Source organism: Pseudomonas sp. URMO17WK12:I12 (assembly GCF_000514395.1).
Taxonomy (GTDB): domain Bacteria; phylum Pseudomonadota; class Gammaproteobacteria; order Pseudomonadales; family Pseudomonadaceae; genus Aquipseudomonas; species Aquipseudomonas mucoides.
Genome location: NZ_AZVV01000003.1, coordinates 441,481 through 462,354, shown reverse-complemented (window position 1 = coordinate 462,354; position 20,874 = coordinate 441,481). Strand labels below are relative to the sequence as shown.

General features: G+C 52.6%; 19 protein-coding genes and 1 other RNA gene. 12 read left to right on the top strand and 8 right to left on the bottom strand.

Annotated elements, in window-relative coordinates:
• Positions 1–85: 85 nt before the first annotated feature.
• From D882_RS0102360 to D882_RS0102325, 9 genes are all read left to right on the top strand, one after another.
• A complete protein-coding gene (locus tag D882_RS0102360; protein ID WP_027921744.1) occupies positions 86–745 on the top strand; it encodes a GntR family transcriptional regulator in 660 nt (219 codons plus the stop codon).
• A gap of 2 nt (positions 746–747) precedes the next feature.
• Positions 748–4,236, top strand: coding sequence for a chromosome segregation protein SMC (gene smc, locus D882_RS0102355; protein WP_027921743.1), 3,489 nt, complete (start codon positions 748–750; stop codon positions 4,234–4,236).
• Between the two features lie 258 nt (positions 4,237–4,494).
• Positions 4,495–5,349 (top strand): cell division protein ZipA, encoded by an 855-nt coding sequence (zipA, locus tag D882_RS0102350; RefSeq protein ID WP_027921742.1) that lies wholly within the window; start codon positions 4,495–4,497, stop codon positions 5,347–5,349.
• A gap of 90 nt (positions 5,350–5,439) precedes the next feature.
• Entirely contained in the window at positions 5,440–7,803 is a 2,364-nt protein-coding gene (gene ligA / locus D882_RS0102345; protein WP_027921741.1) for an NAD-dependent DNA ligase LigA, read from the top strand.
• 131 nt (positions 7,804–7,934) lie between these two features.
• Positions 7,935–9,101, top strand: coding sequence for a putative zinc-binding metallopeptidase (locus D882_RS0102340; RefSeq protein WP_027921740.1), 1,167 nt, complete (start codon positions 7,935–7,937; stop codon positions 9,099–9,101).
• Between the two features lie 168 nt (positions 9,102–9,269).
• Positions 9,270–9,366: signal recognition particle sRNA small type (ffs, locus tag D882_RS1000000131770), an RNA gene on the top strand.
• A 334-nt stretch (positions 9,367–9,700) separates the two neighbouring features.
• Positions 9,701–10,606 (top strand): DUF4352 domain-containing protein, encoded by a 906-nt coding sequence (locus tag D882_RS0102335; protein WP_027921739.1) that lies wholly within the window; start codon positions 9,701–9,703, stop codon positions 10,604–10,606.
• Between the two features lie 60 nt (positions 10,607–10,666).
• The gene (locus tag D882_RS0102330) at positions 10,667–11,044 is read left to right on the top strand and encodes a Rap1a/Tai family immunity protein (RefSeq protein ID WP_027921738.1); all 378 of its coding nucleotides are present in this window, start codon (positions 10,667–10,669) and stop codon (positions 11,042–11,044) included.
• 20 nt (positions 11,045–11,064) lie between these two features.
• Complete coding sequence (locus D882_RS0102325; RefSeq protein ID WP_027921737.1) at positions 11,065–11,439, top strand: Rap1a/Tai family immunity protein; 375 nt, start codon at positions 11,065–11,067, stop codon at positions 11,437–11,439.
• A gap of 75 nt (positions 11,440–11,514) precedes the next feature.
• On the opposite strand, the gene D882_RS0102320 is transcribed toward D882_RS0102325, so the two are convergent.
• The gene (locus tag D882_RS0102320) at positions 11,515–12,234 is read right to left on the bottom strand and encodes a hypothetical protein (protein WP_027921736.1); all 720 of its coding nucleotides are present in this window, start codon (positions 12,232–12,234) and stop codon (positions 11,515–11,517) included.
• Between the two features lie 145 nt (positions 12,235–12,379).
• Here D882_RS0102320 and D882_RS0102315 point away from each other — a divergent pair, with 145 nt between their 5' ends.
• The gene (locus tag D882_RS0102315) at positions 12,380–13,420 is read left to right on the top strand and encodes a hypothetical protein (protein WP_027921735.1); all 1,041 of its coding nucleotides are present in this window, start codon (positions 12,380–12,382) and stop codon (positions 13,418–13,420) included.
• Between the two features lie 390 nt (positions 13,421–13,810).
• Here D882_RS0102315 and D882_RS0102310 read toward each other — a convergent pair whose 3' ends face one another.
• Positions 13,811–14,122, bottom strand: a complete 312-nt coding sequence (locus tag D882_RS0102310; RefSeq protein WP_027921734.1) for a hypothetical protein — start codon at positions 14,120–14,122, stop codon at positions 13,811–13,813.
• Between the two features lie 221 nt (positions 14,123–14,343).
• On the opposite strand from D882_RS0102310, the gene D882_RS0102305 reads away from it, so the two are divergent.
• A complete protein-coding gene (locus tag D882_RS0102305; protein WP_155953695.1) occupies positions 14,344–14,844 on the top strand; it encodes a hypothetical protein in 501 nt (166 codons plus the stop codon).
• 1,112 nt (positions 14,845–15,956) lie between these two features.
• On the opposite strand, the gene D882_RS0102300 is transcribed toward D882_RS0102305, so the two are convergent.
• Positions 15,957–16,583, bottom strand: coding sequence for a recombinase family protein (locus D882_RS0102300; RefSeq protein WP_027921732.1), 627 nt, complete (start codon positions 16,581–16,583; stop codon positions 15,957–15,959).
• Between the two features lie 225 nt (positions 16,584–16,808).
• On the opposite strand from D882_RS0102300, the gene D882_RS0102295 reads away from it, so the two are divergent.
• Positions 16,809–17,219 carry a hypothetical protein gene (locus tag D882_RS0102295; RefSeq protein ID WP_027921731.1) on the top strand — a complete coding sequence of 137 codons (411 nt, stop codon included), beginning with the start codon at positions 16,809–16,811 and terminating at the stop codon, positions 17,217–17,219.
• 720 nt (positions 17,220–17,939) lie between these two features.
• On the opposite strand, the gene D882_RS0102290 is transcribed toward D882_RS0102295, so the two are convergent.
• The 5 genes from D882_RS0102290 to D882_RS1000000132580 form a co-directional block, all read right to left on the bottom strand.
• The gene (locus D882_RS0102290; protein ID WP_027921730.1) at positions 17,940–18,581 is read right to left on the bottom strand and encodes a hypothetical protein; all 642 of its coding nucleotides are present in this window, start codon (positions 18,579–18,581) and stop codon (positions 17,940–17,942) included.
• Between the two features lie 390 nt (positions 18,582–18,971).
• Positions 18,972–19,442 carry a hypothetical protein gene (locus tag D882_RS0102285; RefSeq protein WP_027921729.1) on the bottom strand — a complete coding sequence of 157 codons (471 nt, stop codon included), beginning with the start codon at positions 19,440–19,442 and terminating at the stop codon, positions 18,972–18,974.
• Complete coding sequence (locus D882_RS0102280; protein ID WP_155953694.1) at positions 19,435–19,650, bottom strand: hypothetical protein; 216 nt, start codon at positions 19,648–19,650, stop codon at positions 19,435–19,437. The genes D882_RS0102285 and D882_RS0102280 overlap by 8 nt, the downstream gene beginning before the upstream one ends.
• Complete coding sequence (locus D882_RS1000000132585; protein WP_155953693.1) at positions 19,643–19,840, bottom strand: hypothetical protein; 198 nt, start codon at positions 19,838–19,840, stop codon at positions 19,643–19,645. The genes D882_RS0102280 and D882_RS1000000132585 overlap by 8 nt, the downstream gene beginning before the upstream one ends.
• A 163-nt stretch (positions 19,841–20,003) precedes the next feature.
• Positions 20,004–20,426 (bottom strand): hypothetical protein, encoded by a 423-nt coding sequence (locus tag D882_RS1000000132580; RefSeq protein ID WP_155953692.1) that lies wholly within the window; start codon positions 20,424–20,426, stop codon positions 20,004–20,006.
• Positions 20,427–20,874 lie beyond the last annotated feature (448 nt).

Genomic DNA, 20,874 nt, shown 5'->3' with positions numbered 1-20,874 from the left:
AACCGCCGAGTGGGCACTCCGCCATGAGCTATCAAGTGGGTTACACTGCGCCGCTTGTGCAGATCGAAGAGTTTGAAGGACAACCATGACGTTCAAGGCGCCGGACAGCCTCGCCGAGCAAATCGCTCACCACCTCGCCGAACGCATCATTCGCGGCGAAATGAAGCCCGGGGAGCGCATTCAGGAACAGAAGGTCACGCTGGCGCTCAATGTCAGCCGCGGCTCGGTCCGTGAAGCCTTGCTGATCCTCGAGCGTCGCCACCTGATCGCGATCCTGCCGCGACGGGGCGCCCATGTCACCGAACTCACGGCGCACAAGGTCCAGAGCCTGTGCACGCTGATGAGCGAGCTGTACATCCTGCTCGGTAACGCCGTGGCCAGTGGCTGGAAAGTCCAGGCCGACATGGCGCCGTTCGTGCAGATCCAGCAACGTCTGGCCGCCAGCTACGAGCGTCAGGACATCCGCACCTTCGTCGACGACAGCTTCAATGTGATGCGCGCCGCGTACCCGTTCGCCAACAACCCGTACTTGCAGGAAACCGTCGAGAATCTGCAGCCGGCCATGAGCCGCGCGTATTTCCTCGCCCTGGACCAGCGCAAGGCGTCGATGAGCGAATTCCTCGAACTGTTCGAGCGCCTGCTCGCTGCCGTGCTGGCCCGTGACTTTCCGCAGATCCGCGAAGTGCTGACGGCGTATGCCCAGCGCAGCTGCGATCTGGTGGTTTCTGCCCTGACGGACGCTTAAGCGTGCGGCTCAAGTGCATCAAGCTGGCGGGGTTCAAGTCCTTCGTCGATCCGACCACGGTGAACTTCCCCAGCAACATGGCGGCAGTGGTCGGGCCCAATGGTTGCGGCAAGTCGAACATCATCGACGCCGTGCGCTGGGTGATGGGCGAAAGCTCGGCCAAGAACTTGCGCGGCGAGTCGATGACCGACGTCATCTTCAATGGCTCCACCAGTCGTAAACCGGTGAGTCAGGCCAGCATCGAGCTGGTGTTCGATAACTCCGACGGCACGCTGCTCGGCGAATATGCCGCCTATGCGGAAATTTCCATTCGCCGCAAAGTGACCCGCGACAGCCAGACCACTTATTACCTCAACGGCACCAAATGCCGACGTCGCGACATCACCGACATCTTCCTCGGCACCGGCCTCGGCCCGCGCAGCTACTCGATCATCGAGCAGGGGATGATCTCCAAGCTGATCGAGTCCAAGCCCGAAGACCTGCGCAACTTTATTGAAGAAGCGGCGGGCATCTCCAAATACAAGGAGCGCCGGCGCGAGACTGAAAACCGCATCCGCCGCACCCACGAAAACCTGGCGCGCCTGACCGACCTGCGCGAGGAGCTCGAGCGTCAACTCGAACGCTTGCACCGTCAGGCCGAAGCCGCGAAGAAGTATCAGGAATACAAAGGCGAAGAGCGCCAGCTCAAGGCCCAGCTGTCAGCCTTGCGCTGGCAGGCATTGAACGAACAGGTCGGTCAGCGCGAAGCGGTGATCGGCAATCAGGAAGTCACCTTCGAAGCGCTGGTCGCCGAGCAACGCAACGCCGATGCCGCCATCGAACGCTTCCGGGACGGGCACCATGACCTGTCCGAGCGCTTCAATCTGGTGCAAGGGCGCTTCTATTCGGTCGGCGGCGACATCGCCCGGGTCGAGCAGAGCATCCAGCACGGTCAGCAGCGTCTGCGTCAGTTGCAGGACGATCTGAAAGAAGCCGAGCGCGCACGTCTGGAAACCGAGTCGCATCTGGGGCACGACCGCACACTGTTGCTGACCCTCGGCGAAGAGCTCGACATGCTCACGCCGGAGCAAGAAGTTACCAGCGCCGCCGCCGAAGAAGCCGCCGCCGCGCTGGAAGAATCCGAAACCACCATGCACGGCTGGCAGGAGCAATGGGACACGTTCAACCTGACCGCCGCCGAGCCGCGGCGCCAGTCCGAAGTGCAGCAGTCACGCATCCAGCAGCTGGAAACCAGCATGGAGCGTCTGGCCGACCGTCAGAAGCGCCTCGGTGAAGAGCGCGCGTTGCTCTCGGCGGACCCGGAAGACGCGGCGATCATGGAACTCAGCGAGCAACTGGCGGCCAGTGAAGCCACGCTTGAAGATTTGCAGGCCAGCGAAGAAGCCCAGGTCGAACGCCTTGAGCAACTGCGTCAGGAATTGCAGCTCGCGTTGCACAATCAGCAGCAGGCGCAAGGCGATTTGCAGCGCCTCAACGGTCGTCTCGCTTCCCTTGAAGCCTTGCAGCAAGCCGCGCTTGATCCGGGCACCGGTACCGCCGAATGGTTGCGTGAGCAGCATCTGGCGGATCGCCCGCGTCTGGCCGAAGGTCTGAAGGTGGAAGCGGGTTGGGAGCTGGCGGTGGAAACCGTGCTCGGCGCCGACCTGCAAGCGGTGCTGGTGGACGACTTCGGCGATTTCGATCTGGCTGGTTTTGCTCAGGGCGATTTGCGCTTGCTCAGCCCGGCCACTGATGGCGTGCGCGTGCCGGGCAGTTTGCTCGACAAGGTCGAGGCGCAGATCGATCTGTCGCCGTGGCTGGGGCAGGTCAAGCCGGTCGACAGCCTCGAACAGGCGCTGGCGTTGCGCAGTCAATTAACCCTTGGGCAGAGCCTGATCAGCCGTGATGGTTACTGGGTTGGTCGGCACTTTTTACGGGTGCGGCGGGCCAGCGAAGCCGAAAGCGGTGTGCTGGCGCGCGGTCAGGAAATTCAGCGGTTGACCGAGGAGCGTGAAGAGCGCGAAGCCACGGTCGAGACCCTGGAAACCCAACTGCAGAACCTCCGGGCGCAACAGCGTCAGCAGGAAAACGGACGCGAACATCTGCGCCGTCTGCTGCAAGACGAAGCGCGTCAGCAAGGTGAATTGAAAGCTCAACTGTCCGCCGGCAAAGCCAAGGCTGAACAGCTGACGCTGCGTCGTACGCGCCTCGACGAAGAGCTCGCGGAACTGGGCGAACAGCGCGCGCTGGAACACGAAAACATCGGTGAGGCACGCCTGCAATTGCAGGAAGCCCTCGACGCCATGGCGCTCGACACCGAACAGCGTGAATTGCTGTTGGCCCAGCGCGACAGTTTGCGCGAGCGCCTCGATCGGGTGCGCCAGGAAGCCCGGCAGCACAAGGATCACGCGCATCAATTGGCGGTGCGTCTCGGTTCGCTCAAGGCGCAACACGACTCGACGCGTCAGGCGCTGGAACGGCTGGAAATGCAGTCCGAGCGCCTGACCGAAAAACGCGAACAGCTGAGCCTCAATCTGGAGGAGGGTGAGGCGCCGCTGGAAGAGCTGCGGTTGAAACTGGAAGAATTGCTCGACAAGCGCATGACCGTCGACGAAGAACTCAAGACCGCGCAAATCGCTCTGGAAGACGCTGACCGTGAACTGCGTGATGCGGAAAAACGACGTAACCAGGCCGAGCAGCAGTCGCAGTTGATTCGCGGCCAGATGGAAACCCAGCGCATGGAATGGCAAGCCCTGACCGTGCGCCGCAAGACCCTTGAGGATCAACTGCTGGAAGACGGCTACGACCTGCACGGCGTGCTTGCCACGCTGACGGCCGAGGCCAACGAGAAGGACGCCGAAGAAGAACTTGAACGCATTGCCGCGCGCATTCAGCGTCTCGGTGCGATCAACCTCGCGGCCATCGACGAATACCAGCAACAATCCGAGCGTAAACGTTATCTGGATGCGCAGAACGATGATCTGGTGGAAGCGCTGGACACGCTCGAGAACGTGATTCGCAAGATCGACAAGGAAACCCGCAACCGCTTCAAAGATACCTTTGATCAGATCAATGGCGGTTTACAGGCGCTTTTCCCAAAAGTTTTCGGTGGAGGGCGCGCGTATTTGGAACTGACGGGCGAAGATCTACTCGATACAGGGGTAACGATCATGGCGCAGCCGCCAGGGAAGAAGAACAGCACCATCCATTTGCTCTCCGGTGGCGAAAAAGCCCTGACCGCATTGGCGCTGGTTTTTGCGATCTTCAAGTTGAACCCGGCGCCGTTCTGCATGCTCGATGAAGTTGACGCACCACTGGATGACGCTAACGTTGGACGCTACGCACGGCTGGTCAAGGAAATGTCGCAGACGGTGCAGTTCATCTACATCACCCACAACAAGATCGCCATGGAAATGGCCGATCAACTGATGGGGGTGACGATGCACGAACCGGGTTGCTCGCGTCTGGTGGCAGTGGATGTCGAGGAGGCGATGGCAATGGTGGACGCCTGAGTCGGCGTCTGTAGGACGGGTATTGCCAGGCCGTAGGACGTTTTTACTGGGTCTTACTTGCTGGCCAATCGACATATTCGCTAAAGCCATGGTGACAGACGGTGTAAAGTTGCCTTTGGTCGTGCTAGTTTAATGTCAATTTTTCGTATACGTGGGCAAAACGCCTGTCAGAACATAGAGTTGGCGCCACGTTTTAAAGCGGTTTACGAGTTGTAAACCCCTTATTTTTCAGCATTTTTTATAGAGGCACGGGATTACATGGAAATCGGTCTGCGCGAGTGGCTGATCGTCATCGGCATTATTGTTATTGCCGGTATTCTTTTTGATGGCTGGCGCCGTATGCGCGGCGGCAAGGGAAAACTGAAATTCCGTCTTGACCGAAGTTTGTCCAATCTGCCGGACGAGGACACCAGCGCCGAGCTGTTGGGCCCGCCCCGCGTGCTGGACACACACAAGGAACCGCAACTGGATGAGCACGATCTGCCCTCGGTGAGCATGCCTGCCCGTGAACCGCGTGAGTCGGGTTCCAAGCGCGGCAAGCGTGGTCATGGCGAACCGTCGCAAGGCGACATGAACCTCAGCCTTGATCTGGATGGCGGCCCGAGCTTCAGCAGTCGTGACGACGATTTCCCGGATGACACCAAAGCCTCGCCAGCCGTGACTGAAAAAGATCAACCACAAGCTGAAGAAGTGCTGGTGATCAGCGTGATCTGCCGCGACGCCGCCGGTTTCAAAGGCCCTGCGTTGTTGCAGAACATTCTGGAAAGCGGTTTGCGTTTCGGCGAGATGGACATCTTCCACCGTCACGAAAGCATGGCCGGTAATGGCGAAGTCCTGTTCTCCATGGCCAATGCGGTCAAGCCGGGCATCTTTGATCTGGACGACATCGACCACTTCAGCACCCCGGCCGTGAGCTTCTTCCTCGGTCTGCCTGGACCGCGTCATCCGAAGCAAGCCTTCGACGTGATGGTGGCTGCGGCGCGCAAACTGTCCCAGGAGCTGAACGGCGAACTGAAAGACGACCAGCGCAGCGTGCTGACCGCCCAGACGATTGAGCATTACCGTCAGCGCATCGTCGAGTTCGAACGCCGCGCGTTGACCCAGAAGCGTTGATTCAAAGGTTGCTCCCGCGCCATGCGCGGGACGATCGGCAAAATAGATTGAGCAGCCTCGGCTGCTCTTTTGCTTTATGAGAGAACACCCATGACCGCCGTCAAAAACCGCATTCTAGAGCTGCGTGCTGAGCTGGATCAGCACAACTACCGCTATCACGTGCTGGACGAGCCGAGTATTCCGGATGCCGAATACGACCGTTTGTTCCACGAGCTCAAGGCCCTTGAAGCGGCTAATCCTGAACTGATCACCAACGATTCGCCGACCCAGCGCGTTGGCAGTGCGGCGTTGTCGGCGTTCACCCAGGTGCGTCATGAAGTGCCGATGCTCAGCCTCGGCAATGCCTTCGAAGAAACCGACATGCGCGAGTTCGATCGCCGGGTGACGGAAGGCCTGGACTTGCCGGCTGGCGACTTGTTTGGCGGCGGTGCGGCGGTGGAATACAGCTGTGAACCCAAGCTCGACGGCCTGGCGGTCAGCCTGCTGTATCAGGACGGCGTGTTGGTGCGCGGCGCGACTCGCGGCGACGGCACCACCGGCGAAGACATCAGCGTCAACGTCCGTACCGTGCGCAACATTCCTCTCAAGCTGCACGGCACTGGCTGGCCGGCGATCCTGGAAGTGCGCGGCGAAGTGTTCATGTCCAAGGCCGGTTTCGAGCGGCTCAACGCTACCCAGCTGGACGTCGGCGGCAAGACTTTCGCCAATCCACGCAACGCCGCGGCCGGCAGCTTGCGCCAGCTCGATTCGAAGATCACCGCCAACCGTCCGCTGGAGTTCTGCTGCTATGGCATCGGTCAGACTTCGGCCGATATTGCCGACACGCACATTGGCAACCTGCAGCAGCTCAAAGTCTGGGGCTTGCCGATCAGCCATGAGCTGAAGCTGGCGCACGGCATCGACGAATGCCTGGATTACTACCGCGACATCGGCGAACGCCGCAGCGGGCTGGCGTATGAAATCGACGGCGTGGTGTTCAAGGTCAACAGCATCGCCTCTCAGCGTGAGCTGGGTTTCCGCGCTCGCGAACCGCGCTGGGCGATCGCGCACAAATTCCCGGCCATGGAAGAACTCACTGAGCTGCTCGACGTCGAGTTCCAGGTCGGTCGCACCGGCGCCGTCACGCCGGTCGCGCGTCTGAAACCGGTCAAAGTGGCCGGGGTCACCGTGGCCAACGCGACGTTGCACAACATGGATGAGGTCGCGCGACTGGGCCTGATGATTGGCGACACCGTCATCATCCGCCGCGCGGGTGACGTGATTCCGCAAGTGGTGCAAGTGGTGCTCGAGCGTCGTCCGGACAATGCCCGGCCGGTACACATTCCCGAGCAGTGCCCCGTGTGCGGTTCGCAGGTCGAGCGCACGCAACTGGTCAAACGTAGCAAGGGCCGCGAGACCGTCAGCGAAGGCGCGGTGTACCGCTGCGTCGGTCGTCTGGCCTGCGGTGCGCAACTCAAGCAGGCGATCATTCACTTCGTTTCCCGCCGTGCCATGGACATCGAAGGCTTGGGGGACAAGAGTGTCGAGCAACTGGTCGACGAAGGCCTGGTGAGCTCGCCGGCCGATCTGTATGCCCTGAAGTTCGACGACATTGTCGATCTGGAAGGCTTTGCCGAGGTTTCGAGCAACAAGTTGCTGAGTGCCATCGAGGACAGCAAAAAGCCAAGCCTGGCGCGGTTTATCTATGCCCTCGGGATTCCCGATGTCGGCGAAGAGACGGCCAAGGTGCTGGCGCGTTCTCTGGGGTCGCTGGAGCGGGTTCAGCAGGCGTTGCCGCACGTGCTCACGTACTTGCCGGACGTTGGCCTGGAAGTGGCTCACGAAATTCACAGCTTCTTTGAAGATGCGCATAACCAGCAAGTGATCAAGGAGCTGCTCAAGCACGGTCTGCAGATTCAGGATCAGGGCGAGCTTGGGGCCGAGTTCGCGGCCAGCACGACGCTGGGCGGGTTTCTCGACAAGCTGCACATTCCTTCGGTCGGGCCGGGCGGGGCGCAGAAGCTAGCGGACCGGTTTGGTTCGCTGGAAGGTGTGTTCGGTGCGGACTGGCTGGACTTGCGTCAGACGCTGCCGGAGAAACAGGCCAATTCGGCTCGCGAGTTTTTTGCGCTCGAGGACAATCGTCTGATCGCTGAGGCTGCCGAGAAGCAGTTGCGCGATTTCGGCATGCATTGGCAGAGCGAGAAAAAAATCGTCGAAGGGCTGCCGCTGGCCGGGCAGACCTGGGTGCTGACCGGTTCGCTGGAGTTGATGAGCCGCGACGTCGCCAAGGAAAAACTTGAAAGCCTGGGGGCGAAGGTAGCGGGATCGGTGTCGGCCAAGACCCACTGCGTGGTGGCAGGGCCGGGAGCGGGTTCCAAGTTGGCCAAGGCCAATGAGCTGGGGTTGAAGGTGCTCGATGAAGAAGCGTTCGTCGAGTTCCTGAAACACCACGGTATCGCGGTCGAGTCGTGATCGTTCCCACGCTCTGCGTGGGTCTGCCGCCCCGGACGCTCCGCGTCCCTGGATACGTTCCCACGCAGAGCGTGGGAACGATCGCTGCGTGGCGATGATCTAGTCTTGGCAAGCCTCAGGGAGAGATCGCCATGTACCGCTTCTTCGAACAGCTCAGCGCGCGCATCGCCGCGCCTTTCATGGGCGTCAACTCGCGCAACAGCAAGGTCTGGCAATGTCGCTGCGGGCAGTCGCTGTTCTTTCGCAACAGCCAGTGCCTGGCCTGTTCGGCGGCGCTGGGCTATCAGCCTGAGCAGAGTCGCTTGTCTTCGCTGCAGCCAGGTGAGCAGGCCGACACCTGGCTGCTCGATGCCGACCCGCAAGCCGGCGTGTTCCGCCGCTGCGCCAATCTCGATTCCCCGGCGGCGTGCAACTGGCTGCTCCCGGCCAATGACCACGATGCGCTTTGCATCGCCTGTAGCCTGAATCACACCATTCCCGACCTGTCGATTCCCGAAAACCACGAACGCTGGCGCAAGGTCGAAACGGCCAAGCGACGACTGGTCGCGCAGTTGGTCAGCCTCGGTTTGCAGGTGATACCCAAAACCGTCGACGAAGAAACCGGCCTGGCGTTTGATTTTATCGGTGTCGACCTCGAAGGCAAATCACCGACCACCGGTCACGCCAACGGCTTGATCACCCTCGACATCAAAGAAGCCGATGACGCCCACCGCGAGCAGGTCCGGGTGCAAATGCACGAGCCCTATCGCTCGTTGCTCGGGCATTTTCGGCATGAGGTCGGGCATTATTACTGGGACCGGTTGATCGCCAGTAGCCATTGGCTGGAGCCTTTTCGTGGGTTGTTCGGTGATGAGCGCGCCAGCTACGCCGAGGCGCTGGAGCGGCATTACCAGCAAGGCGCGCCACTCGACTGGCAACAACAATGCGTCAGCGCCTACGCGACCATGCACCCGTGGGAGGACTGGGCGGAAACCTGGGCGCATTACCTGCACATGATGGATGCTGTGGACACCGCGCTGGGATTCGGCATGAGCGCGCGGGAAATGGATTTCGATTACCAGCCATTCCCGTCGAGCGCGCTCTACGACCCGCAGCATCCCGGCGGCGCGGCGTTTCTGTCGTTCGTCAATGCGTGGATCGAGTTGGCGGGCATGCTCAATGAGTTGTCGCGCAGCATGGGCCAGCCGGATTTCTACCCGTTCGTCCTGCCGCCGCCGGTGATCGCCAAGCTGCACTTCATCCATCTGGTGATCCAGCAAGAGGGCGGCAGGGCGGATGAGGTGCTGCAGGACCTCTGACCATCCTGTAGCCGCTGACGTGCAGCGGCTACAGAGGAAGGTCTTTCACAGGGATTGCATGTCCTTGAAGCCGTTCATGTTTTTTAATCCGCCCCAACGGTTGTAACTTCGTCTCAGATAGGTACAATGGCGCGGCTCGCCGTCAGGTGAGCGTCGTTATGGTGACCCCATCGGTCCCCCCGCAACGATTACCCGTGAACCTGGTCAGATCCGGAAGGAAGCAGCCACAGCGGGAACATTGTGTGCCGGGGTGTGGCTGGTGGGGTTGCCTCCATAACGTAAGTCCTTGAATTCTCAAGGCTTTCTCAGTCAAAAATCTCGAAGTGTGACAGCGTTTAAGTACACCTAAGTGGTGCACTGTGCTGGCGATCTTACCTTGATCATTTTTCTCTCGCCACCAAAGCCGTTTAGGTTGCTTTGTCGTTGTTGAGTATTCATGGCTCAGCATCGGGACTAAGGTTTGTCGCTGCCATTTTGACTCCAGCATGCAGCTCACCCCTCTGGATGTCTTAGGGTCAATTCGAGTGAAACCTGTTGTTGGCAACGTGCCATCTGGATACGCTTCGCCCATCACTTAAGACCGCCCAAAGGGATTTGAAATGCGCACCAATCGCTTCGCGATCACTCTGATGATCTGTCTTGCAGCGCCCGGTTTATCCTTCGCCGCAACAAAGAAAGGCGCCAACAAGAGGGTGCTACCAGACTGTGACAAAGTTCTAGCTGATGGGAGTGGCCTTTCTACCCAAGAAAATGAGTTCCTTTTCTCCATCCAGAAGACGGCGATGACTGCCGAGTCTCTCGGATTTGCTGTCGGTGCTGACACCGTTCTGGGAGACTTCTACGCCCAACGGAAGGGTAAGGAGTTCAACGCTGATTTGATGAGGCTTAAGGAGCTATCCCGCAAACAGTCTATGGGGGGACTGATGGGCCATGACTTCCATGAGGCTAACGCCGTATTAGGTTCAGCTCTTACGGAACAGAAGCTCACAAAGGACGCATATGACGTCCTTATCTGTCGTATAGGTGCCATGGCAGACACCTCTACCAATGCCTATAGTATGTATGTCACAACTTACCTGAAGGGGCTTGAGGAGAAGCAAGCTGGCATGCAGGGGCAAGTTGGTTATTTCGACGTGACTGTAAATGATTGCACTCTCAGTAAGTCCATTGATACTGGCAATCGATTTACCACTGTACAACCGGATGCTGACGCACGTTATCTCACAGTAAACGCCACTTTTAAGAACACTGACAATGAGGGCCGACTTCCATTTGAGGGAAGTCTGTTTATCACGAAAGATGGCAAGGATTATAAGTTTGACACCACAGAGTCGGTAATGAGTGAAGGATACGGCATCCGATTGCGATCACTAAATCCCTTCATCAAGCTCACAACGAAGATTGTCTACAAGGTTCCCAATGAGTTGAGTGGTGACGTTTATTGGAAGCCGGGTAGAAACGCAGAGGACAAGAAGCTTTGGTGTACTCGGCTGCCTGCCGCTTAATACTTACCATCCGGTCAGGCGATGAGCACTAACTGCTACTAACGTAATCGGGAAATCCTTATGAAAGCACAGTTGATGGCGGTTGCACTGTTTGGGGTGCTGGGGTGTGGGACGGCTATGGCAGCAGGATCAACGAATGATGGAAATTTGCTGCTAGGGCAGTGCCAGCAATATATAAAATCGGCAGATCCAGAGAGTAACTATAATCGAGCTGATGCAGGGATGTGTATCGGATACCTGCAAGGCGTGCAAAATACATTCGACTTCCTCAATGATGAGATAAAAAGTGGTACTAGACTCTGCATACCTGAAAATGTGACTAATGGTCAGATGGCCCGAATTGTAGTCAGGTTTCTTGAGGATAATCCGAGGCTATTGAACGGTGGGAGGACAGGGCTGGTCTGGCTTGCAATCAAAGATGCCTTCCCCTGTAAGTGATACTCTGGAGAGACTATAGAATGAAAACAAGGTTGATGATAGTTGCTCTGGTTGGAGTGTTGGGAAGTGGAGCTGTTATGGCAGCAGACGCAAAATTCGATGGAAACATGTTGCTCTCGCAGTGTCAGCAATATATTAATGCGGCGGATAGCCAGAAGTATAATCAAATTGACGCCGCCGTGTGTGGTGGCTTTATACAGGGCGTTACCAGCACCGTATTCTTCTTCAGTGAAGACCTTAAGAAAAATGATAGATTTTGTTTGCCTGACAATGCGACCAATGGTCAGATAGCGCGTATTGTGGTTAAATATTTAAAAGATAATCCAAAACTCCTGAATGAAGGCAGGGCAGGCTTGGTGTGGCTCGCACTCAAGGATGCTTACCCCTGCAAGTAAGATTGCTCACACCCAAGGACTGTCATCCTGCACTGTGAAAACGCTAAAGGTGTGAGCGAGTGATAGTGGTTTACATTACGTCCACATGAAATTCACCTGACACCACTTAAACACAGCAACAAACGTGGCAGCAGCCCCAATCACTAATGGGAACACATTATCCGAAAGCCACGGAGCTACAAACGCTCCACGAATCAAAGTTAACAATTTCGCAAACATAGCTATCAGAATATTCGGAGAGAGCGTTTCCGCACTCCCGCCAGCAAGGCTGGGATTGTTACTTGCGGGATCGACAGTTGTATAGTTAACAACTAACCGCAGCTCTGTACGATCTTTTCGCCTAAACGAGTGAAGTCCCGACCATGTATCAGGGTCGTTTTTCTTATGCTCCTGCAAAGTAGCATAACAAGTGACGTGCGCATCATAATAGAAATTAGATATTGAATTCTGTGGGTAATTTATAGATAAATGCTCTTGCGCAAGTTTTTTCAATCTGCGCTTATAAAACAGTAAGCTAAATTTTTTCAAATAAGCATCATACATACTGTTCATGACCTCATCGAACACGAGGCCATTCCTCGGCAATCTTTGATAGTAGCGAAACAAAAAATACACGTTGATAACTGCAAGTACCATCCATGCGCTTTTTGTGATGCTCTGAAGCTTTATTTCATTACCCATCAATTTAAATGAAGACAGGTCGGCTCCGAAATACCAAAGCAGAAATACCACCACAGAGAAGCCTATCAAGAAGCCCCTTGCCTTATTGAAATCTGGAGTATCGGTATCACCCACTATCCCACCCTCGCATTTAGTATTTTTTCTCAGACGACAAATGTTAGCACGTATCAACGAACCGCTACGAATAGCGTTCCGCCACTATCCAGCTACACTCTATCAATGAGGTATCAGCTGATTCGAAATTCATGGGGCGAATGTCATGGTTAGTCTGGGGAAGCTTTGGGCAGGAAGAGCATTTGGAACAAACACAGGTAATCTTGCAATAACGTTCGAAAAAGATGGAGAAGAGCTAGAGGGGACCATCAGATTCGCTGATGATCAATACGGAGTCGTGGTGTTTCAGGTAAGTGGAACATATGGCGATGAGATCGTATTAACTGGTGATGCCATCACAGAAACAGAAGGTGTTGAATTCGGCAAGCTAAGTGTTAAAGCAGCCTTAACGCCCGAGGGCAGCATAAAAGGTGAATGGTCAACAACGAACGGGGCAGGCGGACCATTCACAGTCCACCCACACGGCACGGGAGTTGTTAATACAATAAAGACAGACCTTGAAATTGAGCAAATATACACGCAAGCCTATACACTTGGAGCATTAAGACTTGCGAAAAATGATGTGCTGTCTCTCCTGGATACTGTAAGAAGAGACTTCAACCCAGAAGCAAAGCTGATTGTAACCTACAGAAGTGGCGGAGCTGAAGTTGCACGATATAGCAAAGATTTTGTCGCGCAAATGGATGCACTAAAAAAACTTACTTATCTGAAGTTGTTTATACAAGAGCCAGACGAATTCGGTGTCAACAAAGTCGTAATGGTTGAGCTGATTGATCACGGCGTCAACCGACTAGTCGTTCAAGGTGTGCGTGAGATTTGGGTGGAAGGCAAAGCTCACACGTTACGCAGCGAGTTAACGATGAACGAAAAAAGCCTTGCTACCAACTTCAAAAAATTCGGTTTTAATCTTTCGCAGCTCGCACTTTTCGTTATGATTGTTGTTATTGTTGATGTTCCGTCGTTTTGGACGAGAGTGGGGATCGGGGCACTCGTCCTAGTCTTGATTAAATTTGTTGACTGGGTGCACGTAACATTCATCCCTAATGCCACGATTCGACTGACTGATGACAAAGACAACTGGATTACTCGCTGGGGCTCATCAATGTTTTCTTGGCTCTCTACACTCACAATCACTATATTAGGCGGTGTAATCGTCTACTGGCTAACGGTGATGCCAAAGAGCTGAGAGTAGCCTTAGTATCAATCCCGCTTTTGCGGGATTATTTTAGGTTGAATTGACTCTACCACCCGCCTGTTTACCATTCAGAGCTCTAACACGTATCACTGAATATCTGTCTTAAACACCGGGCGGCAAGTGTAAAATGTTATGGATTGTTGTTTACCAGTCTTCTTGTAATACCCAATAGCATCCCCGATAGGTGGGGCGGAAGTTTCGTTTGCATGCTTCTGACAGGCTGCCTGAGCGGTGAAGGACGGAGCACTGGCAATCGGGGTGGCAAAGCATTTGTTGTCGGTGTCAATAGTGGAGCATGTAACTGCAACAATCGACCATACTAGCAGCATATTTAAAATTTCCATGAATGGGGGTTATATTGCTTCCGTTCTTCAGGAGCAATTACGACTTCGATTGCTTGACTGCAATGTCTCGGATGGTCTGGATATTCTGGTGAATGGCCGACAAAACAAACCACACTCCAGAGCCTAGGCAGCCAACAGCGAAGCCGATAAGGGCGCCGATGTACTCATAGGTGCCTTTCATTGCGAAATATCCCACAACCGTTGCCACTATGATTCCTACCCAAGCGAAGAAATTCACAACGGTGATCACAATATCTTTCATTGTCTTTGCGTCCTGCGTGGTTAGAGTGATGATCATTTTGCCATCACCAGGTTGAGCGGTAAACGGTACAGCGAGAAATAGCAGCATTGATGGCACCAGCGTTCACATCTGGTCGTAGGAGTCTGGGTGGCGGTCTCCGCTGTTTATGATCGCAGCGGATTTGTAGGTTGATGCTTGTTGCAACACCTGATCGATTTTCTGCCTATCTTCTATATTGTAAAAGATCGACCTCACCTTGCTTGCGGGTGAAATTTATTCTAGCCTGAAGTGATTTCAGCACACGTGTCGCGAAAGTAATATGGTGACTCATGAAATTCTTAAATATGATACGACGTTTCTTGTTAGCAGTTTTTCGCCGATTATTTTATGGTGATGATGATGGTCGCAATCGTATGAGTGGCGAGGAGACGAAAGAGTTCTATGGTGGGTTGTTACACGAATTCTTTGATTTGGTATGGCGTAACCCATCTGATACCCATAAAACATTAAGAAGAACATTTGTTCTTGGTTTTTTCGTGTTTGTTTTTTTCGGTGAGCTCCGAGGTTTGTCGCATTTCACATTAATAGGTGCTGCGTTGATAGGTTCCTTCGTTAATTCATTGGCAGCCTTTTTTGTTTTAAGTTGTCTGTGCTTCCATATTGCAAAGGGTGAGGGAGTTAAGGATTATGAAAGGTATTTGGAAGAGTCCCTCAAATATTCCAATCGAACCTTTGTGCGGAAAATAACAACGACCGTTATTGTTGCGCTTATGGGTTGGATTCCCCTAATGGTCCTTGTTTGGCTCAATAGGTTGCTCCAGTGGGGTTAGCTATTAGTCGTACTGTTATATGATGTGATTAAAATGTCATGGTGTTTGATTTGTATTTGGTTAAAAAGGGAGACGCTTATGAGTGTACGCAGTGTAATTCTTAGTTTGGGTATGGCTCTCTCTATTACCGCATGCTCAACCGACCCTGTGACTGAGCAATCAGCATCTCCCGTGCCTTCGGAGAGGATATATCAGCCATCATATGCTGGAGGCGCAGTCTCCTCGTCTGATGCCACTGTCATCTTTCTAAGGGACTCTGGGGTTTTCGGGTCTGGATGTAATCATGATGTATACATAGACAACGTTAAGGTCTTTACTATTCGACAAGGTGAAAAAATTGCAACCCATGTATCTTCGGGGCAACATTTTTTTAGGCTTGAGACTGGAGTCGGGTTATGTCCCAATGTCGCTGCCTCTCAAGAAACCACAATCCAAGGTGGGGCTAAGCAGGTTTATCGAATATTGTTACCTTCGGATGGCAGTTTGAGACTCACCCGTATCGAATAGTATTTCGTATGCGTACCACGACCACGATAAAAAAGAAGGTTGCCCTTGGCCTGGTGTGTGGCATGGGGTGGGAATCTGTTATAGATAATGGTCTGATGGGTTTTACGCGACGGTACGCACAAAAAAAAGCCCGCACAGGTCGGGCTTCTTTCATACGGCTGGGTCAGTCGTCTTCATCTTCCTCTGACATTGGCTCATCACGCTGTGCGGGGACATAGCCCCATTCGTCCCAATTGTCGCTGTCGTCGCTCATCCGACTACCCCTCTGATCAATGTTTGTTGTTGCAAGGTTAGGGTGTCAGCACAAGCGTTTATTGCCAACCACTTTACGCCAGAGTACCCAACCCCTTGTATTTCAGAAAGTCGATTTCAGGTCGAATCAGTACGTTCAGGGTACTGAAATCCGGTGATGTTGTTGGAGATTGGTCTGACGTTTCCAGCCGGCAGGATAATCAGGGCAGCTGAGTGCCCAAACATTGTACAAATCCATAGGAGGATGGTCTGAGGCTGCATAGGATTGCGTACAGACTGTTTGAACTTAATATGAGTGTCACGTACGCGCTTGGCGGTTATCGTTATTCTGCGCGTGCTGCACGAGGTTGTGGTTAGAGGTCTGGATTAAGGACAGCCTTAACCTTTTGGACTGTGGTTGTGCTGCATTCCAACAGGCCAGCGACTGTGCGAATGCTCTTACCATCCTTGAGCAGTGTGGCGATGCGGTTGCGCAGTTCTGTATCCACCTGACGACCTTTGTACGTGCCTTCCTGCTTAGCCTTCTCAATACCCTCAGCCTGACGGCGACGACGGTCTATATAGTCCTTACGTGCAACCACGGCTAGCATGTCGAGCAACATGCCATTGACCGCCGAAATCATCCCCTTCGTGAAGTCGTCCATACCTTCTGTTGGTTTCAATACTGCGTGACTGGTGGATAAGTTGAGGGATACCACTGTCACTTTCTTGGCTGCGATCCGGGCTTTCAACAAGTCCCAGTCTGGTTGTGATAACCGAGACAGACGATCCACACCTTCTATCAGCAGCACGTCACCTTCATGGGAGTCTTCCAGTAGACGGAACAATTCAGGGCGGTCTAGCCGTGTTCCTGATTCGTTCTCAGTGTAGAAGGCTGCGATCTTATGACCATTGTCAGCGGCAAACGATACAAGGGCTGCTTTGGCTCGGCTGGCATCTTGCTCTGAAGTCGATGCTCGAAGGTAGGCACGGATAAACATGTTGAAGTCCCTGCGTGTCATTTAGGATATGTCACATAGTGGTGTGTCACGAAGGGTGTGTCAATAAATGTTTTGGCCATCTTTTAGAGGTTCTTTTGAATACTTTTGGTACGGGTTTTCTGTAGTGCTTGATCCATACCCCTAATGACACAGCGGTTTGTGCGCTCCAGGTCAACCGTGTGCCATCATGGATAAGGTTTCAACTACACGGACAAGGGAAACAGGATGAATGGTTGGCAACGGTTGTGGGTGCTGGGTAGCGGGATTCTGGCAGTCGCTGCCATCGCGTTCGGCGTGGACAGGATCAGTAGGGCAGATGATGTTCAGGACTACCACGATCAATTGATGGTGAGCTATCAGGCCAAGATCAAAGATTTACAACATCCCAACAATGATGCCGTTCCGGGAATACTTTATTCAGCACGAACAGACCACCTTCGCACTGTGGACGAGGTAAAGTCTGCCATTCGACACGCTGAGGATGACTACAAAAATGAGTTGGCGAACTTACCGTGGAAACAGACCGAGCAGGTTGCGCTGTTATTTGCGATTTGGTTGGGCTGCTGTATAGCGGTATACGGAGCTGGCTTAATACTTCGCTGGGTGTATCGAGGGTTTCACCCTAAGAAGGTGTAACCACGTTCAACAACCTGTGACGACATTGCTAGGGCGTTTCTGCAAAGGTTCGTGATGGATAATCAACCAGTGTCGGCTGAATCTGGATTATTCTTCTGATTTCCATCGGATTGCATTCAACCCAAACGATATTGCAGATAAAGCTGCAACAGTGTTTAAACCAATAGCTCACTGAGTCCATATAAAATCAGTGTTTGCGACCATATTGGTCTTCCAGATGGAACTGAATGCGAATGATTGCAGCCTGATACCATCCCTGATACATAACCAGTGTTGACATATTCTGATTGACAATCAGTAATAACTTCTAGAGGTTTGTAACTCTACATACAAAGATATGATCAGCAAGCTGAACGAAGTGAAGTGCTCTTCAATAGGTGGGATAACGAAGTCCACCAGTTTTTGACCTGTCTTCTGTGAAACAGAATATGTATTCACTGTCGTATACGACAGAGTAGTTATTCTCTAAGACCATGTTCTTTGTTTTGAGGGAGCTTGTCCCTCTCTTCTCTTTGCTCTCTCTAAGAGAATACTTAAGGGGAATTCCCCTTAAAAAGAACATCTCTAACACACCTATCCTTTGGACAATCTCCAAAGAAGAAAGAAGCGTCGGTTCGCTTCGCTTCACTCTCTATATATAATAGGACTTTCTCGACCCCCTTGAATTTAAAGGCTTACAGGGCATTTCTTGCGTATTTTTTTTAAAAAAGTTACGTGAAGCTACGCGGCTATGGCGAGACATTCGTCCACACTGAAAGGGCGAAGAGCGCCCGTATGCAGGTAGCCAGCGGGGTAATACCAATGCTTTATGTACTGCTCCTGCCTGAAATCGCCTCCCCGAAAAATCAGTCGAGGGTTGATCGTCAGCTTGATCTCACCACTGCGGATATCGCCTGAGCCTGTGCGAGATGTGGAGACGCGCACCATATTGCTATCAATCAGGGGCTTCAGTTTTTTCATCAGGTTTGACTCTACCGTTCCAAGCGATTTCGCCAAGTCAACTTGAGTCATGATGATCACGTTACGGTACAGAACCAGCTCATGAAGCTTCGTCAAAATGCGCATCATGGGAATCGTGATACGACAATCCGTCCCTGTTCGTCGCCATTCACCATGGGCGTGATCCTGGGCGTCGGTAAGGCAATGCAGCGTATGTGGTGGCAGCTTGCGGCGGTCAACAAGCTTCAGGAGCGCGCTCAGGTCATCAACACTACGGCAGGCGTTAAGCTCGTGTTGGTAGTCAATTCGTCCAGCGTATGCAGAAGACTTGTCGTCATAGTCGTAGATTTCGCCAGTGTCACGATCGATCACCAGTCCATCGACGTGGATAAGAGTTGTTGCGGGTAGTAGCGTATTGCTCATAGTGGTTCTCCTGTTCATTTCGATAGGCGTTACCTCGGGTATTGCCAGTTGGTGTGGGTGAATCGCACGCGTAAAAATTCCACATGATGCATTAAGCCGGGATCGACTAATGATCACATCGAGGTTGAGCATGCCTGATTGAGGACGGGTTTATACAGGAAAAAGCACCACTCGTCAAGAAAAAGCTTGACAAGACGGAATTCTCTAAAACTATTTTTGATTTTCGCCATCAGTGGCAAATCTCAGCAACCCAAAAGCCCCGTACAGATTGGGTAATCTGCCGGGGCCATCGTTGGATCGGCTGCATGAGGAATGGTCTCAAAACGCGCTATGGAGGTTCACAGGATGGTGTCGCCGCCGCTGGTGTAGTCGCCGTCGGCCACCTGTTACTCAGGGAATAACCAGTGGAGAAAATGTATTTAGCACTTCCTTTTCAACTTCTGACATTCGTTTCTTGTAAGCGTCATCGATCCTCTTTTGTTCTTTAGCTGCTGCTGCCTGGATAAGTTGTTGACGCACCAAGTCTTGATAACGAACGTGTTCAACTTGCAGGAATTCAACATACTCAGATTTGATTCTCACTCGAATGTCATCAATATCTTTCTGCTGATGTGTTAGTGGTTTTACCATCCAACACTGGTGATCGAGTTGTGCAATCACAACACTATGATTACGAGATACTGTGTAACCCTCTGATACTTTTGAAGCTACCAATTCAAGGAAGTCATGAGGAAGTGCTGCACGGACGAACTCCATACATTGTGTTGTACCTTTGTAAACTTTAACCCATCCATCAACACGGGTTTCGAACTCAGCATCACTCCATTTTGGCGGAACACCGTTCACAGTAATTTTAGTCATGGTTTGTTTCTTCCTTTCTCTGGTTAATATAATTCAGCATATTCTGAATAGTAGTTGTTCTATATTGCTCATCATGATCTATTTGGGTGGTGATGATTGCAGTGGTTGAAATGTTACCAACCTTCTCTACTTTTGTTTGTTGTTGCATTGCACGTTGCCGTTCAAATGCTTTTATGAGTCCACGACTGAAGTAATCCAGATTACTCACGGTGATCACCATGTGCTTCATGTAAGCATGACATACCATGTTCACTGGTCAGCTTATCAATCACGTCAGTTGCTCTTCGAACTTCAACTTTGTCACCAACTGCAATTGCAGATTGTTTCAGATGAATGAAGTGAACCATCTGCTTTACAGCTAGGTGACGGTCAAGATCGATCGTTGTTTCAATTTTCATTGTTTATCCTTTTTGGTTTTGTTGTATTGAGTCTAGGCTGACATATGCCAAATCAGGCACTTTCAATCTTTGATATACAAGGCTTCCAGAGGCGTAAAAGTGGCAGCCTAGGGGGTAGCCTAGACCGGCAGATATTAAGGCGCATAACGCACTGCAAGAGCTTCTAGCGGTGTTTATTTAAGTAGGCTTTGGCTACCGCTGTACCAGTGAGAAACTTGTCAGATAGATCATATACACCAGCGTTTGGATTGCTGGTGATCCAATCACGAATGGTTGACTGGCGTTCATCTGGTGATGGTGGTACTGCTACACATTCTTTACGAATGCGGGTGGTGACAAGTTGCACCTTACCCTGCTTACCTTTACTAATTTGATTCATGAAGCTTGGGGAACTGTTCATAAGTTCGCCGACTGAGACTTGCACATCTTTTGCAAGAGCCTTTTTGTAAAGTGCATAGTAGCTGTTCAATACAATGATTGAGACTTCGTGAAAACTATGGTCGTTGTCTGGTGCTGGTAGTGTTGAGCACGTGATGATCTTCTGTATCAATTGCGAAGGCTTGTGAATACATATATAGTTGCTCATTGGTTTTCCCTTGTGCGATAGGTTGATCCTTTGACTTGTGGTTAGAAGTATTTGGATTGATTAGTTGTTAGATGTTTGTTGCTGCTACTTTGTTCTTGCCTTTCTTCTCGGCAGACCTGCGAAGGTTGTTGGTGACACTGCTGATCATCACGTTTATGCAATGATTGTGACTGGTGTACCCTGTCCTTAGCATGAGAGCTTCAAGTTGTTGTTGAGCCTCTTGGTTCAATCTGATAATCACTGCTCACACTCCATAGTTTGAAATAGACGATCATGTGCGAATTGAGCGACTGTTACACCAGTAGCCTCAGCAGCATTCTTTACCAAAGCAAAGTTAGCGATGTTCAACATGAATGTCACTGGCAGCATGGTAATGCGTGACTGTCTCCACGCAACGTTGCGGCATTTGCTAGAACAGGTTGTACAGTGACTACGTTTGTTGATTAGC

Coding starts and splice junctions, on each gene's coding strand:
- D882_RS0102360 (WP_027921744.1), top strand. CDS start 86: ATGACGTTCAAGGCGCCGGACAGCCTCGCCGAGCAAATCGCTCACCAC.
- zipA (WP_027921742.1), top strand. CDS start 4,495: ATGGAAATCGGTCTGCGCGAGTGGCTGATCGTCATCGGCATTATTGTT.
- ligA (WP_027921741.1), top strand. CDS start 5,440: ATGACCGCCGTCAAAAACCGCATTCTAGAGCTGCGTGCTGAGCTGGAT.
- D882_RS0102340 (WP_027921740.1), top strand. CDS start 7,935: ATGTACCGCTTCTTCGAACAGCTCAGCGCGCGCATCGCCGCGCCTTTC.
- D882_RS0102335 (WP_027921739.1), top strand. CDS start 9,701: ATGCGCACCAATCGCTTCGCGATCACTCTGATGATCTGTCTTGCAGCG.
- D882_RS0102330 (WP_027921738.1), top strand. CDS start 10,667: ATGAAAGCACAGTTGATGGCGGTTGCACTGTTTGGGGTGCTGGGGTGT.
- D882_RS0102325 (WP_027921737.1), top strand. CDS start 11,065: ATGAAAACAAGGTTGATGATAGTTGCTCTGGTTGGAGTGTTGGGAAGT.
- D882_RS0102315 (WP_027921735.1), top strand. CDS start 12,380: ATGGTTAGTCTGGGGAAGCTTTGGGCAGGAAGAGCATTTGGAACAAAC.
- D882_RS0102310 (WP_027921734.1), bottom strand. CDS start 14,122: ATGCTGCTATTTCTCGCTGTACCGTTTACCGCTCAACCTGGTGATGGC.
- D882_RS0102305 (WP_155953695.1), top strand. CDS start 14,344: ATGAAATTCTTAAATATGATACGACGTTTCTTGTTAGCAGTTTTTCGC.
- D882_RS0102300 (WP_027921732.1), bottom strand. CDS start 16,583: ATGTTTATCCGTGCCTACCTTCGAGCATCGACTTCAGAGCAAGATGCC.
- D882_RS0102295 (WP_027921731.1), top strand. CDS start 16,809: ATGAATGGTTGGCAACGGTTGTGGGTGCTGGGTAGCGGGATTCTGGCA.
- D882_RS0102290 (WP_027921730.1), bottom strand. CDS start 18,581: ATGAGCAATACGCTACTACCCGCAACAACTCTTATCCACGTCGATGGA.
- D882_RS0102285 (WP_027921729.1), bottom strand. CDS start 19,442: ATGACTAAAATTACTGTGAACGGTGTTCCGCCAAAATGGAGTGATGCT.
- D882_RS1000000132585 (WP_155953693.1), bottom strand. CDS start 19,840: ATGAAAATTGAAACAACGATCGATCTTGACCGTCACCTAGCTGTAAAG.
- D882_RS1000000132580 (WP_155953692.1), bottom strand. CDS start 20,426: ATGAGCAACTATATATGTATTCACAAGCCTTCGCAATTGATACAGAAG.